Source organism: Kordiimonas sp. (assembly GCF_965216265.1).
Taxonomy (GTDB): Bacteria; Pseudomonadota; Alphaproteobacteria; order Sphingomonadales; family Kordiimonadaceae; genus Kordiimonas.
The window spans coordinates 2,326,239-2,341,851 of the sequence record NZ_OZ244153.1; the positions used below are offsets into that span (position 1 = coordinate 2,326,239).

The window sequence follows — 15,613 nt, forward strand, 5'->3', positions numbered from 1 at the left end:
TTCGTTCTAATGGGGCCATGGCATTTTACCCGAAACATCCGGGCGGCTCGCCTGCCCATGCCGCAATTTTACATGCGGCGGTCATATTCGCCGCGCGCTCTATGACGCGTGTGAACCGGAATGTCAAGGAATCAGTTTAGCGGCTTGCGGAAGAAGTTGCGGTGTTTTCGCCAAGGCTGAGGCTTGCGGCACCAATGATCGGGCCGTGACCATAGTCTGCCTGAATAAGGATCGCCACATGGTCTGCGCCTGCTTCGGTGCCGTCTGTGCTGTTGAGTTTGAGCGTGCGTGCGGCACCGTTCCATTCCATCTCAACAAGGTCGGTTGCGCGCACAACATTAGTATAGTGCAGGCGCCTGCCTTGGTTTTCCCCGTCCCCGATCTCAACTTCCGCGTCCGCCAGGAACCACACAACACGAACGGCGGCTGTGCCCTGTAGGTTGGTGGCGGGCAGGTCGACAGATACAGTGTCACCAGCGAGCTTTAGGCTGGGGCTTAGTGACATACGCTCGATATCACGTGCTTTTTGAATTGAACCCCGAACCTTTTCAGGTTTGGAACCCACACACTGGATGCGCCCGTCCACAATCATTTGCGGGGTGAAAACGCCGCCGCGGCCAAGGCGCTTGTTATAGGCGGCCTGACGCATGGCATTGTGGGGGAGAGCGAAGGTATCTTCCCAGCCAAGCCTGTCCCAATAATCAACGGGCCAGGAGAGGGTGAGGATGCCGGGCCGGTCTCTCATGGACTTGAGCGCCGCATCGGCGGGAGGACAGCTTGAGCAGCCCTGGCTGGTGAAAAGTTCCACCACTGTCAGGCGCGCGTCATCGGCTGATGCAAGCGATGTAGGCACCGCCAGGCTCATGATAAAAAATGCTGTTGTTAACCACTTTCTCATGTTTCTAACTTACGTAGAGTATAGGTCACTTGCCAATCACCTGTGTGTGAGCCGGGCACCAGTTCAAGAGTATGAGGCGCTATATGCCATGGATGGTTTTGATTTAACAAATAAAACAGAAAATACCGGCCCAGATGCCGGTTCGACAGTTGAGACAGCACCACGCAAGATAGTAGAGCGAGAGCAGGGAAAACTTTTTTTCTACCCGCTGGACGGCGAGTTGCCGGTTATTCCGGGTTTCGAGACTGTTGTTGAGATTTACCGCAAGAAACGTGAAGGGCATGCCATGCCCAGCCGAAAGGCCATTACCTTTCGGGACCTGCGCGGCTGGCATTCGAGCTTTTTTCTGATTGAGTTCGGAAAAGACCTGGCTGAAGGCCACATGCGTATCTTGGGGGAAACCTATAAAACGCTCTATGGCGGCGAGTTATGGCAGGGCATGAGTGTTTCGGAGGTCAAGAGCCCAAGCCTGCAGGATATTGACGTCTATTTCCGCGAGCTGCTGACCGGCCCGTTCATTGGCCGTTATAAGGGGTATTTGCCCCATGTTGGTCGTGAGCATGTGTTTGCAGATATCATTGATATGCCAGTGGTGGATGAGGAAGGCGCGCCCCGTTATCTGATGTCGTTCATCAGGGAAATACAGCGGAAGAAACCTACCCACCGGGTGGTTGCCAAGAAATAGCACACTACCGATTGGGCCAGCGAACTCTGACACAGGAAAGGGCGACCCGAAGGCCGCCCTTTTTGCATTTGGTTTAGCTGCTTGAGATTAGGCAGCGAGGCGGCGCAGCACATAGTGCAGGATGCCACCGTTTTTATAATAATCGACCTCGTTTTCCGTATCGATCCGGCAAAGAACCGTGATGGATTTGGAGGTGCCATCGACGTAATTGATGGTCACGCTCACATCCTGCCGTGGGCTGATGCTGCCCTCAATGCCGGTGATATCGAAGGTTTCTGTGCCCACAAGGCCAAGGCTTTCGCGGCTGTCGCCATCCTTGAACTGAAGGGGCAAAACGCCCATACCAACGAGGTTTGAGCGGTGAATACGTTCAAAGCTTTCAACTAACACGGCTTTCACGCCAAGTAGGTTGGTGCCTTTTGCGGCCCAGTCACGGCTTGAGCCTGTGCCGTATTCCTTGCCGCCCACCACAACAAGCGGGATGCCAGCTTCCTGATACTTCATGGAGGCATCATAAATGCTCATCACCTCGCCAGACGGTTGATGCGTGGTCCAGCCACCTTCGGTGCCCGGTGCCATTAGGTTGCGCAGGCGGATGTTCGCGAACGTGCCGCGCATCATCACTTCGTGGTTGCCGCGGCGGGAGCCGTAGCTGTTGAAGTCAGCAACCGCAACGCCTTTGGATTGCAGGTATTGACCGGCCGGGCTGTCTGGCTTGATCGCGCCTGCGGGGCTGATGTGGTCGGTGGTGATGCTGTCCCCCAGAAGGGCGAGCGGACGGGCGCCGGTGATATTGGCGGTGTCGGCCACGTCATGCCCCATGCCCTGGAAATAAGGCGGGTGCTGGATGTAGGTCGACTTGTCGTTCCACTCGTAGGTTTTGCCTTCGCTTACGGGCACCGCCTGCCACTCAGGGGTGCCAAGAAAGACATTGGCGTAACGCTCGATGAACATTTCGCGGGTCAGGGCCGATGCGATGGCAGCCTTGACCTCTGCATTTGTTGGCCACAGGTCCTTGAGGTAAACATCGTTGCCGTCTTTGTCGGTCGCAATTGGATCTTTTGTGACATTGATCTTCATCGAACCAGCGATGGCGTAAGCAACAACCAGCGGCGGTGAGGCAAGATAGTTAGCCTTGATGTCCTGGCTTACACGGCCCTCAAAGTTCCGGTTACCGGACAGCACGCTGGTGCACACCATGTCGTTTTCATTGATGGCTTTGGAGATCGGGCCATCCAGCGGGCCGGAGTTGCCGATACAGGTGGTGCAGCCATACCCAACGAGGTTGAAACCAAGAGCGTTGAGATGCTCGGTAAGCCCCGCGCGGTCAAGATAGTCGGTCACAACCTGGGAGCCGGGTGCAAGTGATGTTTTCACCCATGGTTTGCGCTTCAGGCCGAGCTCGTTGGCTTTCTTGGCAATAAGGCCCGCTGCAACAAGCACATCCGGGTTGGATGTGTTGGTGCAGCTGGTGATAGCCGCGATGCAGACATCGCCGTTTTTCAGTTTATAGTCTTCGCCAGCCACGGCAAATTCGCCGGTGCCGTCTTTACCAAAAGACGCCAGAACTTTGTCAAATTCTTCTGCGGCCACAGCAAGCTCAACACGGTCCTGCGGGCGTTTCGGGCCAGCAAGCGATGGCTTGACGGATGAGATATCAAGCTCAAGTGTATCTGTGAAGATAGGCTCAGGCGAGTTGCCGTCGCGCCACATGCCTTGCTCTTTTGCATAGGCTTCAACAAGGGCCAGGGTTTCCGCATCACGGCCCGTAAAGTTCATGTAATCAAGCGTTTGCTGGCTGATCGGGAAAAAGCCGCATGTGGCACCGTATTCCGGGCCCATGTTTGCGATGGTTGCCTGATCAGCAAGTGTCAGTTGGTCAAGGCCTGAGCCGTAGAACTCAACAAATTTACCCACCACGCCTTTTTCGCGCAGCATCTGCACAACGGTCAACACAAGGTCGGTTGCCGTGATGCCTTCTTGCAGCCTGCCTGTCAGCTTGAAGCCAACAACCTCAGGGATCAGCATGGAAACCGGCTGGCCAAGCATGGCGGCTTCCGCCTCGATACCGCCCACACCCCAGCCAAGAACCGCAAGGCCGTTCACCATAGTGGTGTGACTGTCGGTGCCGACGCATGTATCAGGGAAGGCAACGGTGCGGCCATTCTCTTCAGCCGTCCAAACCGCCTTGGCGATATACTCGAGGTTCACCTGATGGCAGATCCCGGTTCCCGGAGGTACAGCGTTGAAGTTATCAAGGCTTGACTGGCCCCACTTGAGGAATTCATACCGCTCCGCGTTACGCTCCATCTCAAGGTCAACGTTTTGCTTGAAGCTCTGCGGTGTGCCGAACTTGTCCACCATGACAGAATGGTCGATCACCAGATCACACTGCGCGAGTGGGTTGATCTTCTCAGGATCCCCACCCATCTCGGCCATTGCGGCGCGCATGGCAGCCAAATCAACAACCGCTGGTACGCCGGTAAAATCCTGCATCAAGACGCGGGCTGGGCGGTAAGCGATCTCATGGTCAGAACGCTTGTTCTTCTGCCAATCGGCGAGGGCCTGGATGTCAGCGGTGGTAACGCTGGTGCCGTCCTCAAAACGCAGGAGGTTCTCAAGCAGAACCTTGAGCGTATAGGGCAGGCGGGAAACGTCGCCAATCTTGGATGCGGCGGCTTTCAGGCTGTAATAATCATATTCTTTACTTCCAACCGTCAGCGTACGGCGGGTATTCAAGCTGTCTTGCGGTGCGGATGCCATAAGATCGTGCCCTCCAGTTCAAAGGGTTTAAGATAGGCCGAATTTGCGCAGGGGAAAGCGCAAAAATTGGCTGAATACTGACGTTATTCGGGCCGAACTACCTTGCATGCAAGAGCGGGTTGAAATAGTATTCGCGCCGGCCCGCTTTTCCCTTGCCCAACAGACTTCTCTGGGGCCCGGGTTTCAAGCTTCATCTAACACTTTTTGTCAGGATAGTCATGGGTTTGTACACCGAATATTTAAATGAGATCGAAACTCGCAAAACACAGGGATTAAATCCCAAGCCCATCGAAGACGGGGCCCTTGTAAAAGAGATTATTTCCCAGATTACAGATCTGGAAAACGAGCACAGAAAACAATCACTTCAATTTTTCATCTACAACACCTTGCCGGGCACCACGAGTGCAGCCGGTGAAAAAGCCATGTTCCTGAAGGATATTATCCTCGGCGATGCTGTTGTTGAAGAAATCTCGACAGACTTTGCGTTTGAGCTCCTCTCGCACATGAAAGGCGGCCCGTCGGTTGAGGTCCTGCTCGATCTGGCGCTTGAGGGTGACGCGGCGGTTGCCGGTAAGGCTGCGGAAGTGCTGAAAACACAGGTATTCCTCTATGAGGCGGATACGGACCGCCTTGCGAGCGCACACGCGGGCGGGCACGCGATTGCAAAGGACATTCTGGAGAGCTACGCCAAGGCTGAATTCTTTACCAAGCTCCCCGCCATCGACGAAGAGATCAAGGTCGTAACCTATATCGCTGCGGAAGGGGACGTTTCGACGGACCTGCTTTCGCCGGGTAACCAGGCGCACTCTCGTTCTGACCGGGAACTGCACGGCAAGTGCATGATCTCTGAAGAAGCCCAGGCTGAAATCCAGGCGCTTCAAAAACAGCACCCAGATGCGCGCGTTATGCTGGTTGCTGAAAAGGGCACTATGGGTGTGGGGTCCTCCCGCATGTCGGGCGTGAACAACGTTGCCTTGTGGATGGGTAAGCAGGCCAGCCCGTATGTGCCCTTCGTGAATATCGCCCCGATTGTTGGCGGCACAAACGGTATCTCTCCAATCTTCCTCACCACTGTTGGTGTAACCGGCGGTATTGGTCTTGACCTCAAGAATTGGGTCAAGAAGCTGGATGCAGACGGCAACGCGGTTTTGGATGAAAACGGTGACCCGGTGCTGGAACAGACCTACTCTGTGGACAATGGCACTGTCTTCACCATCAACACCAAAACACAGAAACTTTATAGCGAAGCAGGCGAAGAAGTTGTTGATATCTCTTCTGCGCTGACGCCGCAAAAGGTTGAATTCATCAAGGCTGGCGGCTCATACGCGGTTGTCTTTGGTAAAAAACTCCAGACCTTTGCGGCTGAAACGCTGGGCACTGATATGCCAACGATTTTTGCGGCTTCGAAAGAGATCTCTCATGACGCTCAGGGCCTGACGGCTGTTGAGAAAATCTTCAACGAAAACGCTGTTGGCGTGGCCTCAAGCAAGGCCCTGCATGCCGGTTCAGACGTTCGCGTGAAAGTGAATATCGTTGGATCGCAGGATACGACAGGCCTGATGACATCACAGGAACTGGAGGCAATGGCTGCCACAGTTATTTCCCCGACCGTTGACGGTGCCTACCAGTCAGGCTGTCACACAGCATCTGTTTGGGACAAAAAAGCACAGGCGAATATCCCGAAGCTGATGAGCTTTATGAACAAGTTTGGCCTTATCACTGCGCGGGACCCAAAGGGTGTTTACCACCCCATGACCGACGTGATCCATAAGGTGCTCAATGACATCACGGTTGACGACTGGTCTGTGATCATTGGCGGCGATAGCCACACGCGGATGTCCAAGGGTGTTGCTTTTGGGGCCGACTCGGGCACCGTTGCACTTGCGCTGGCAACAGGCGAAGCAACCATGCCTATCCCTGAATCTGTGAAGGTTACCTTCAAGGGCAGCCTCAAGGACCATATGGACTTCCGCGATGTGGTGCATGCAACACAGGCGCAGATGCTGAAAGAATTTGGTGACAACGTCTTCCAGGGACGCGTGATTGAAGTGCACATCGGCACACTGCTTGCTGACCAAGCCTTCACCTTCACGGATTGGACCGCGGAAATGAAGGCAAAAGCATCAATCTGTATTTCTGAAGATGAAACGCTGATCCAGTCGCTGGAGATCGCCAAGAGCCGTATTCAGATCATGATTGGTAAAGGCATGGAGAATGAGACAAAAACGCTCCAAGGCCTGATCGATATTGCAGACAAACGCATTGCCGAGATCAAGTCTGGCGAACGCCCTGCTCTGGCACCGGATGATAACGCCAAATATTATGCCGAATTTGTCGTGGATCTGGACCAGATCGTTGAACCGATGATCGCCGATCCGGATGTGAACAACGCTGATGTATCGCGGCGCTATACGCACGACACGATCCGGCCGGTTTCCTTCTATGGCGGGGAGAAGAAAGTAGATCTGGGTTTTGTGGGGTCCTGCATGGTTCACAAAGGTGACATGAAAATTGTTGCTCAAATGCTCAAGAACCTGGAGAAGCAGAACGGCAAGGTGGAGTTTAGTGCTCCGCTCGTGATCGCGCCGCCAACCTACAACATTGTTGACGAGTTGAAGGAAGAGGGCGACTGGGCTGTGCTGCAGAAGTATGCAGGGTTCGAGTTCGATGACGACGCGCCAAAGAACGCGGCCCGCACCGAGTATGAAAATACCCTGTATCTCGAAAGGCCGGGCTGTAATCTTTGCATGGGCAACCAGGAGAAGGCCGCAAAAGGCGATACGGTAATGGCAACATCCACGCGCCTGTTTAAGGGCCGGGTTGTTGAAGACTCTGACGAGAAAAAGGGTGAGTCGCTACTGGCATCAACACCGGTTGTAGTGCTTTCCACCATTCTGGGCCGCACGCCAAACATTGACGAGTATAAAGCTGCGGTAGAGGGTATTAGCCTCACGAAATTTGCGCCGCCGCTTGGTAAACCGCCGGTAACAGCCAACCATCACTAGTTTTCCGGGGCGGCAATCAGCGATTGCCAAACGTCCCAGACACATAATCAGATACATAAGCAGCGCGTCTTTCGCGCTGCTTTTTTTCATTGTTTTCCAGGCACGCTGTTATCCGGCACATCCAACACTCCGCAACAAACTCACCGCAATTCCTTCACTTTCCCGCCTTAATGCGCAGGCACATTGGCCATAATGAGTTTGAAAAAGACCAATAATGGATCAGAGAGCGATGGAAATTTTTATTTACGCCCTTTTAGGCGCTGTAACATGTGCCGGGATTTGGCATTCCCGGAGCCAGGCCAACCGCCACTTCTAGGCTGGCCCTACTTACTGAAAATGCGCCCTCTTGTGTCTCGCGTAAATGTTATTCGCCGGACGCAAGGGGTAGGATAAAATGACCACCTTTCAGGAGGTGGCTCATGCACTTTATGGTGGTTGAAAAATTCAGGCACGGAAACCCTCAGCCCGTTTTTGACCGGTATGAAGAGCGCGGGCATATGCTGCCTGAGGGCTTGTTTCTTCGCAAAGGTTGGGTCACTGCCGATATGAGGTGCTGTTACCAGATCATGGAAACGGATGACCCCGCGCTGTTGAGAGAATGGACAAAGATTTGGGACGATCTCGCCGATTTTGAAATCGTGCGATTAAGCGGAACCATGGTTCCTTCTTTAAAGCCGTCCCCGTAAACACTATAAGCCGTGAATACGCGTTTTGTTACTTTAGGCTGCGTTTTTGTTCACCAAGTATTGAGTATTAGAGGGTCAGTTTCTCTTAAAGTGGCCGCTGTTTTCAGGAAAATTATTTGTTTGATACTCTGACGCGCACGCCGGATAACAGGGATGATCGCCTATTTTAAAAAATACCAATCGTTATAAGCTAATTCTTGTCTGCTTCTCCGCAGAGTGACCACACGAATATGTGGACAATGGCCACAGTTCCCGTACCGTTACCTATATAAAAATATAGACACAAAAATCGGGAGCGAGGAAATGCCCACAACACTGAAATCTGCTGCCTGTCTGGCGGCGGCCCTAACGGCAGGTGCGCTATATGCGAACCCTGCCTCAGCACAAGACTATGTTGACCCTTTGTCCCAGTCCCACATCGCGGCCATAGACGACACCCTTAAGGATGTAATCGCGAACCAAGGGGTGAACACCGCCGCTATCGCCGTTATCAAGGGCGGCACTTTGGCGTGGACGGGCTATTATGGCGAGCAGGCCCCGGGAGTTCTGGCATCTGCACGAACCCAGTTCAATGTTGCCTCAGTCACTAAAACTGTCTCGGCGGAGACAATCCTGCGCCTGGTGGATAAAGGCGCTCTGTCGCTTGACGAATCCATGGCGCCCTATTGGGTGGACCCTGACATAAGGGACGACCCGCGTCACACCCGCCTTACACCACGTATGGCTTTAACCCACACTACGGGGTTCCCCAATTGGCGCTTCTTCAGGGAAGATTACAAACTGGCGCTAGAGCATGACCCGGGCACCACCTACGGCTACTCAGGTGAGGGGCTGCAGTATGTGGCCAAATATGCGGAAATAAAGCTTGGTAAAAACTTTGAAGAGCTGGTCTTGGATAATGTCTTTGAACCGCTGGGTATCAAGCATGCGTCGTTCAGCGCTCGTGCCGCCAATTTCAAGAATATTGCAGTGGCTATCACCGAGGACGGTGAAACCCCAAAACCATATTGCATGCCTGGTAATAAATATTGCGTGGGTGAAGGAGAATATTCCGCAGCTGGCAACATGGTAATCAGCCTTGAAGAGTATGCCACTTTCCTGATTTCGGTGATGAACGGGGAGGGTTATTCCGCTGACCTTATCAAGGACCGTAACCGGGTGCAGGTTACGCGGCCTGTAAAGTACTGTGACGAGGAGGCGCCCGGATGCCCAAAGGCTCAAGGTTATGGTCTTGGCTGGGTAGTGGTTGATGAAGCGAAGGATAAAATTCTGTGGCATGGCGGCAGCGACTGGTCGGCTGTTACTACCGCTTATTTTTATCAGGAATCGAAGGATGGCATCATCATCTTCCTGAACGCCCCCAACAAGTTTGGCATGGATGCCATGCCGGGTTTGATCAGGTTGCTTGATCCAACATCACCAATCATTGACCAGTATGAGCTGTGGGCTGCCCGCGAATAAGGCTCATGTGACAGACGGCGTTACGGTGCGCTGGGGTGGGTCAACTGCCTCAGCGTACCAGATTTTTCGAGCCCGTTGAGTGTTTCATTGGTGTGGCTGATGAACCGCTCAATCCCTTTGCCCGGCCAGCACATCATGCTTTCTTCCAGTTCGAGAACAACCAGATCAGGATCATATTCTATCTGAACCTTGGGTTGGGCGGCCCGGTAGAGCGCGATGTCATTGTCATACGCCAGCGCATAAGTCACACGCCGGGACTGCAGCAAGTCAAGCGCCCTGAAGGTTGTAGGGACTTTCACTGGATTGGCAATTCTGGTGGCAGTGGTGTGGATCAGAAGATCCAGAAACAATACTTCATCAACAGCAACCGCACGGTTTTCAATAATCTCTAATGATCTGGCTTTGGGTGTTTCGAGCATTGAAACAACATGTACACGCAGGATGTTGAAGGGCGTTGAAATTTTGAGCGTATCCCAATCTACCTGCGTGATTGTTGTATCTTTTGGCGGAAGTTTATGACCGGGAGAGCTGACCCCGCCAAAGATGCAGTCATAATCGTGGTCCAGCCAGTCCTGAACGCCGCGGTAGCCCGGCAGGATTGTCTGGCGCGTTTCCATTGGTGCGCCTTCAACCAGTGTGTTGAGCAGACGATTGTATGGCAGCTGTGCCCCGGGTTCGATCAGTCCGGGCATTTCCTGTACAACAATGGAAATGCTGGCATCTTCAGCCTTCCCGGCGAAGGTGAGGGCGGCGACAAAAACGGCCGCTGCGGTATATTTAACAATAGCGAACATTTAATCGGAACCGGGGGTGTCAGCCTGAATAGAGAGCGCGTGTACCGGGCCAGCCAGCTCGTCCTTGAGGGCACTCATCACCATGCGCTGCCGGGCAACACGGCTTTGCCCTTTAAAAGCCTTGGCGCGGATCACGACACGAAAGTGGCTTTCGCCGCCTTCCCTGTAGCCGGCGTGCCCACGATGCCCCTCGGATTCGTCAATCACCTCCAGGTGGTCTGGTGCAAGCGCCTCAAGCAGCTTTTTTTCGATGGTTTTGGTGACTTTACCCATATTCGACTTACTCTCTTTAACTTACGCGGGGGTTTGCAGAGGCTTATAAAGTACCATCTGTATAACAGCCATGTGAAATGTGCTGTTTCATATTGACCCAGCCGCTGGTAAACCCATGATGCATTCTTTAGAATGATTATCAAAGAATGGTTATCAAAAGATTTTAGACAAGAGGATTAGTCCATGAGTGCCGCAACGGCTGAAAAGCTCCCCAGCCTGACATTGCCCGAGAAAAAAGTGTCCGTGCGCGAAACCTTCGGCCTTGACCTTGATATGGAAGTGCCTGCGTTTGCGGAACATACGGAGCATGTGCCTGACATTGATGAGGCCTATGTTTTTGACCCTGATACCACGCTGGCCATTCTTGCGGGTTTTGCCCACAATCGGCGCGTGATGATCCAGGGGTATCACGGCACAGGTAAATCAACGCATATCGAGCAGGTTGCCGCGCGCCTCAACTGGCCCACAATCCGTGTGAACCTTGATAGCCATATCAGCCGGATCGACCTTGTTGGCAAGGACGCGATTGTGCTGAGAGACGGCAAGCAGGTTACCGAGTTTCAGGAAGGTATCCTGCCATGGGCGCTGCAAAGCCCCACAGCCATCGTGTTTGATGAATATGATGCGGGCCGCCCGGATGTGATGTTCGTGATCCAGCGTGTGTTGGAAGTAGAAGGCAAGCTTACGCTTCTTGACCAGAACCGCGTGATCCGTCCCCACCCGGCTTTCCGCATTTTTGCGACAGCTAACACGGTCGGCCTTGGGGATACCACCGGGCTTTACCACGGCACGCAGCAGATCAACCAGGGCCAGATGGACCGCTGGAACATCGTGGGCACGCTCAACTATCTGCCGCATTCAACGGAAACCAGCATCATTGTCGCGAAAGAGCCAAGCTACGACAATGAAGAGGGCCGTAAGACAATCGCCAATATGGTGCGGGTCGCAGACCTCACACGCACCGGCTTTATGGCGGGCGATATTTCTACAGTGATGAGCCCACGTACGGTGCTGACATGGGCGCAAAACGCACGCATTTTTGGTGATGTTTCCTTTGGTTTCCGGGTCAGCTTCCTCAACAAATGTGATGAGGCCGAGCGGTCAATCGTGGCGGAATATTACCAGCGCTCGTTCGGGGAAGACCTTAAGGAATCCGCGAGCAATCTGGTGATCGGCGCGTAACGCAAAAGCATCAAAAGAGTTTAGGGTACATCTGATGGCAGACGGCAGCCAAAAACCGAAAGAGACGTTCGAGCACGCACTTGCCGCCACCACCCGTGCGGTGGCGCAGGACAAGGCGCTCGATGTCAAATTCACGGCTGACGTGCCCGGCCTTGTGGCGGGCGAGATGCGCGTGCCACACCTACCACACAAGGTGCGAGCCCAGGATGTGGCTGAGGTGCGCGGCATTGCAGACAGCTTTGCCCTCAAGCATCGGCATCATGACCCGAAACTTCACAGCAAGCTTTCCCCATCCGGTGCGATTGGCCGTGCAATCTTTGATGCGGTTGAGCAGGCGCGTTTTGAGGCCATTGGCGCAAGGGCTATGTCTGGCGTTAAAGCAAACCTTGGGGCCTTGACGGAGAAACGGGCGCTTGAAGCAGGGCTTTCACGCCCGACGGATGATGAAGCTGGTCGCCTTGCTTCTGTGCTTGGCCTTCTGGTGCGCGAGCGGCTTACGGGCGCGCAGCCACCAGAGAGCGCAGTTGTTGCGGTTGAGAGCCAGCGCAAGTGGTTAGAGGAAAGTGTTGGCCACCTTCTTGATAGCCTTGAAGGTAAAGTTGAAGACCAGAAAGGCTTGTCGGTCATCAGCCGCAGCATCATTGCCGAGCTCATTGGCGATGGCGACGGCGAAAAACGGGATCGCGAGGAAGAAGACCAACCGGAAGAGGGCGACGGCAACGCGCCAGACAGCCCGGATGGTGACCCGGGCGATGATGGTGACGGCGAAGCCGACGGCGCTGAAAGCTCGGACGACAGTGAAGGCGAAACCGCTGATGATGACGCTTCTTCTGATGCTGCCATGGAAGAGATGGAAGACAGCGATGCCGACGCGGGCGAGGGTAAACATGAGGGTACTATTCCGTGGCGCCCCAACCGCCCGCTTGATCATCTGCCGGACACGCCCTTCTATCAGGTTTTCACTGAAGAATTTGACGAAGTCCTGAAAGCCGAGGAGCTTTGCGACCTTGAAGAGCTGGAGCGGCTGAGGAAATATCTCGATCAGCAGATGGCGCACCTCTCAGGCGCCGTTTCAAAACTTGCAAACCGGCTGCAGCGCCGGTTGCTGGCCCAGCAGCGTCGCCATTGGCAGTTTGATTTGGAAGAAGGCATATTGGACGCAGGGCGGCTCGCACGTGTGGTCTCTAGCCCTACCAAGCCGCTTTCTTACAAGCTTGAGAGCGAAACCGAGTTCAAGGATACGGTGGTAACACTGCTTCTGGATAACTCCGGCTCCATGCGGGGCAGGCCGATCTCGATTGCGGCTATTTCCGCCGACATTCTCGCCCGCACACTTGAGCGTTGCGGCGTGAAGGTCGAAATCCTTGGCTTCACGACCAAAGCCTGGAAGGGCGGACAATCGCGCGAGAAATGGCTGCAGGATGGACGACCAAAAGCGCCGGGCCGGCTCAATGACCTGAGGCATATCATCTATAAAACCGGCGATGCGCCATGGCGCCGGTCCCGCCGTAATCTGGGCCTGATGATGCGCGAAGGTTTGCTCAAGGAAAATATCGACGGTGAAGCCCTTCTCTGGGCCCATAACCGCTTGATGGCGCGCGCGGAAGAACGCCGTATCCTGATGGTGATATCGGATGGTGCACCGGTGGATGACAGCACTTTGAGTGTCAATTCAGGCGTTTATCTTGAAAACCATCTGCGTCAGGTCATCAAATGGATTGAAGAACGTTCGCCCGTGGAACTGATCGCCATCGGTATCGGGCATGATGTTACCCGCTACTACAAGCGAGCTGTCACCATCCTTGATGCAGAACAGCTTGGCGGTGCCATGACAGAGCAGCTGGCGTCTCTATTCGAGGAAGCCGTGCCAACACCAAGGCGACTTGGATAACATCTGATGATCATGCGGCATCCCCGGAAAATTTCGTTTGCGCTGGTGTCGGCAGTGGCGCTGGCAGCATTCGCAACCTACCAGAATTTGGCTGGCAACAAGCCGTCGCACCCGCTTGCGGGGCCAACGGAAATCACGGTCACAGCAAAAGCGGTTCCCCTTAACCCGGAGGACCTGAGCCTGAACCACGCGGGAAAACTGCGTTACCTGGCGGGGTGGTCTCTCACGGCTGATAATGAAAATTTTGGTGGTTTTTCAGGCCTCGTGGCGGATGACGCGAGCCTGATGGCCATCAGTGATCGCGGTGACTGGTTCTCAGCGGATATGGATTGGGGACGGAAAGCACCCTTTCTTTCTGCCGTCATGCGGCCTTTTGATAGCAAGGCCCAGGACCACAGCAAAAAAGGGCTTGATGCGGAAAGCCTGATCCGCTTCGAAGGCGGCTATTTGGTGGCTTTTGAAAGCTACCACAGGCTGCTGGCCGTGGCGGCGGACGGTGACATCACATTCCTGCTTCACAATAAGCATTTGGATTTCCGGGGCTTGGCCACAAATGGTGGAGTGGAGGCGATCACCTCGGTTGAGGGCGGCATTCTGACGTTAGTTGAAGGCGGCCTTGATACACGCGGCAGGTTGCGGGGCTGGATTGCCCGCGAAGACGGTGCCGACGATATCTACTTCAAACCGCCGCTAAATTTTTCCCCAACCGATGCGGCGACGCTGAAGAATGGCGATGTTCTATTGTTGCTCCGGCGGTTTTCCCTTCTCAGCGGGGTTGCGGCCAAACTTGTGCGCATCAAGGCGGAGGATATCAAACCGGGCGCTACCCTTGTTGGTGAAGAGCTGTTGCATCTTGAGCCACCCTATACGGTGGATAATATGGAAGGCTTGGACGTGATTGAGGCCGATGGCCAGCCAACACGGATCATCATGATCTCTGACGACAATTTTCGCGCCAGCCAGCGCACGCTTCTTCTTGTGTTTAGCCTAGATGTAGCCTAATCAAACGGCATGGATACTGCGAAAAATACAGAGATCAATCATTTGGTCCAGAAGGCTGAAGCTCTTCTGCAGGATGAGGCCGTCGATGAGGCTCATGCGCTGATTACAAGCGCGCTTGACGATTATGATCATGTGCGGCTTTGGCGGTTCCTCCGCCGTATTTTGCTGATGCAGGGTGACGAACAAGCTGCCCACGAGTTGATGGCGCGTATCATCGAGCATGTGAAAGGCCCAACACCGGGAGAGCTTGCGCTCGCCAAATCGAACCGGTCAGCCTTTACGAGCGTGAGTGATCACAAGATACTTTATCTCCATGTCCCGAAATGCGGCTCCACCACGATCAAGGATATGCTCTACCATATCCTGACAGGTGAGCGAGCTGAGGGGCATTCTCATACGCTGGTGTCAAAACACGCGCCTTACGCGTTTGAAGACCGTACGCGGTTGCATGAAACCCATGCAAACTGGTTCAAGTTTCTCGTGGTGCGGGACCCAATCTCACGGCTCCGGTCCTACTACCGCTTCAATCTCGTGTTCACCAATGACCTGTCAAAAGAAGTCATGGGGCGAGAGACCTACTTGGGGCTCAAGCTGCAACCCAGCTATGACGAGTTTCTCGCAAACCTTACCCGGTACCGCCAAGTGTTCCGCACGCTTCGTGCTCATACTAATGGCATCGCTGATATCGCAGGTGCAGACGCCAGCATTTTTGACTGGATCGGTCCGGTGAAGGAGATGGACAGTTTGCGGTTAAAACTGTCAGAAAAAGTGGGCGTGGATATTCCTGCTATTCATAACTTCCGCTCCAAAGACATGGCGAAGATCGAACCGAGTGATGCGCTGGAAGAAGAAGCTCGTGCGCGGTATGCGCGTGACTATGAGGCTTACGGCACCTATTTCTAGCGGGCGTGAATGGCCCAACTCTCGCCAATAAAAAACGCCGCAGCGATGTGCTGCGACGTTTTCCGAAACT

The 15,613-nt window shown here is 54.2% G+C and carries 12 protein-coding genes; 8 read left to right on the forward strand and 4 right to left on the reverse strand.

Going from position 1 to position 15,613, the window contains the following annotated elements; genetic code table 11:
• Positions 1–136: 136 nt before the first annotated feature.
• Positions 137–898 (reverse strand): DUF1223 domain-containing protein, encoded by a 762-nt coding sequence (locus tag ACOOGA_RS10745; protein ID WP_417459505.1) that lies wholly within the window; start codon positions 896–898, stop codon positions 137–139.
• A 46-nt stretch (positions 899–944) separates the two neighbouring features.
• On the opposite strand from ACOOGA_RS10745, the gene ACOOGA_RS10750 reads away from it, so the two are divergent.
• Positions 945–1,583 (forward strand): hypothetical protein, encoded by a 639-nt coding sequence (locus ACOOGA_RS10750; protein ID WP_420428696.1) that lies wholly within the window; start codon positions 945–947, stop codon positions 1,581–1,583.
• A gap of 87 nt (positions 1,584–1,670) precedes the next feature.
• Here ACOOGA_RS10750 and acnA read toward each other — a convergent pair whose 3' ends face one another.
• Entirely contained in the window at positions 1,671–4,346 is a 2,676-nt protein-coding gene (acnA, locus tag ACOOGA_RS10755; protein WP_420428698.1) for an aconitate hydratase AcnA, read from the reverse strand.
• A gap of 218 nt (positions 4,347–4,564) precedes the next feature.
• Between acnA and ACOOGA_RS10760 the strand changes: the two genes are divergently transcribed.
• The 3 genes from ACOOGA_RS10760 (at position 4,565) to ACOOGA_RS10770 (ending at position 9,498) form a co-directional block, all read left to right on the forward strand.
• Entirely contained in the window at positions 4,565–7,351 is a 2,787-nt protein-coding gene (locus tag ACOOGA_RS10760; protein ID WP_417459508.1) for a bifunctional aconitate hydratase 2/2-methylisocitrate dehydratase, read from the forward strand.
• Between the two features lie 428 nt (positions 7,352–7,779).
• Positions 7,780–8,037, forward strand: coding sequence for a DUF3303 domain-containing protein (locus ACOOGA_RS10765; protein ID WP_417459509.1), 258 nt, complete (start codon positions 7,780–7,782; stop codon positions 8,035–8,037).
• Between the two features lie 303 nt (positions 8,038–8,340).
• Entirely contained in the window at positions 8,341–9,498 is a 1,158-nt protein-coding gene (locus ACOOGA_RS10770; protein WP_417459510.1) for a serine hydrolase domain-containing protein, read from the forward strand.
• A gap of 20 nt (positions 9,499–9,518) precedes the next feature.
• On the opposite strand, the gene ACOOGA_RS10775 is transcribed toward ACOOGA_RS10770, so the two are convergent.
• Together ACOOGA_RS10775 and ACOOGA_RS10780 are read right to left on the reverse strand one after the other, a co-directional pair.
• Entirely contained in the window at positions 9,519–10,292 is a 774-nt protein-coding gene (locus ACOOGA_RS10775) for a hypothetical protein (protein ID WP_417459511.1), read from the reverse strand.
• Positions 10,293–10,565: a BolA family protein gene (locus tag ACOOGA_RS10780; RefSeq protein ID WP_417459512.1), complete on the reverse strand. Its 273-nt coding sequence runs from the start codon at positions 10,563–10,565 to the stop codon at positions 10,293–10,295.
• A 183-nt stretch (positions 10,566–10,748) separates the two neighbouring features.
• Between ACOOGA_RS10780 and cobS the strand changes: the two genes are divergently transcribed.
• The 4 genes from cobS to ACOOGA_RS10800 are packed head-to-tail and all read left to right on the forward strand — an operon-like array spanning position 10,749 to position 15,543.
• Positions 10,749–11,747, forward strand: a complete 999-nt coding sequence (gene cobS / locus ACOOGA_RS10785; RefSeq protein WP_417459513.1) for a cobaltochelatase subunit CobS — start codon at positions 10,749–10,751, stop codon at positions 11,745–11,747.
• 34 nt (positions 11,748–11,781) lie between these two features.
• The gene (gene cobT, locus ACOOGA_RS10790; protein WP_417459514.1) at positions 11,782–13,638 is read left to right on the forward strand and encodes a cobaltochelatase subunit CobT; all 1,857 of its coding nucleotides are present in this window, start codon (positions 11,782–11,784) and stop codon (positions 13,636–13,638) included.
• Between the two features lie 6 nt (positions 13,639–13,644).
• On the forward strand, positions 13,645–14,640 hold the full coding sequence (locus tag ACOOGA_RS10795; RefSeq protein WP_417459515.1) for an esterase-like activity of phytase family protein: 996 nt from the start codon (positions 13,645–13,647) through the stop codon (positions 14,638–14,640).
• A 9-nt stretch (positions 14,641–14,649) separates the two neighbouring features.
• Positions 14,650–15,543, forward strand: coding sequence for a sulfotransferase family 2 domain-containing protein (locus ACOOGA_RS10800; RefSeq protein WP_417459516.1), 894 nt, complete (start codon positions 14,650–14,652; stop codon positions 15,541–15,543).
• Positions 15,544–15,613 lie beyond the last annotated feature (70 nt).

Coding starts and splice junctions, on each gene's coding strand:
- ACOOGA_RS10745 (WP_417459505.1), bottom strand. CDS start 898: ATGAGAAAGTGGTTAACAACAGCATTTTTTATCATGAGCCTGGCGGTG.
- acnA (WP_420428698.1), bottom strand. CDS start 4,346: ATGGCATCCGCACCGCAAGACAGCTTGAATACCCGCCGTACGCTGACG.
- ACOOGA_RS10760 (WP_417459508.1), top strand. CDS start 4,565: ATGGGTTTGTACACCGAATATTTAAATGAGATCGAAACTCGCAAAACA.
- ACOOGA_RS10765 (WP_417459509.1), top strand. CDS start 7,780: ATGGTGGTTGAAAAATTCAGGCACGGAAACCCTCAGCCCGTTTTTGAC.
- ACOOGA_RS10770 (WP_417459510.1), top strand. CDS start 8,341: ATGCCCACAACACTGAAATCTGCTGCCTGTCTGGCGGCGGCCCTAACG.
- ACOOGA_RS10775 (WP_417459511.1), bottom strand. CDS start 10,292: ATGTTCGCTATTGTTAAATATACCGCAGCGGCCGTTTTTGTCGCCGCC.
- ACOOGA_RS10780 (WP_417459512.1), bottom strand. CDS start 10,565: ATGGGTAAAGTCACCAAAACCATCGAAAAAAAGCTGCTTGAGGCGCTT.
- cobS (WP_417459513.1), top strand. CDS start 10,749: ATGAGTGCCGCAACGGCTGAAAAGCTCCCCAGCCTGACATTGCCCGAG.
- cobT (WP_417459514.1), top strand. CDS start 11,782: ATGGCAGACGGCAGCCAAAAACCGAAAGAGACGTTCGAGCACGCACTT.
- ACOOGA_RS10795 (WP_417459515.1), top strand. CDS start 13,645: ATGATCATGCGGCATCCCCGGAAAATTTCGTTTGCGCTGGTGTCGGCA.
- ACOOGA_RS10800 (WP_417459516.1), top strand. CDS start 14,650: ATGGATACTGCGAAAAATACAGAGATCAATCATTTGGTCCAGAAGGCT.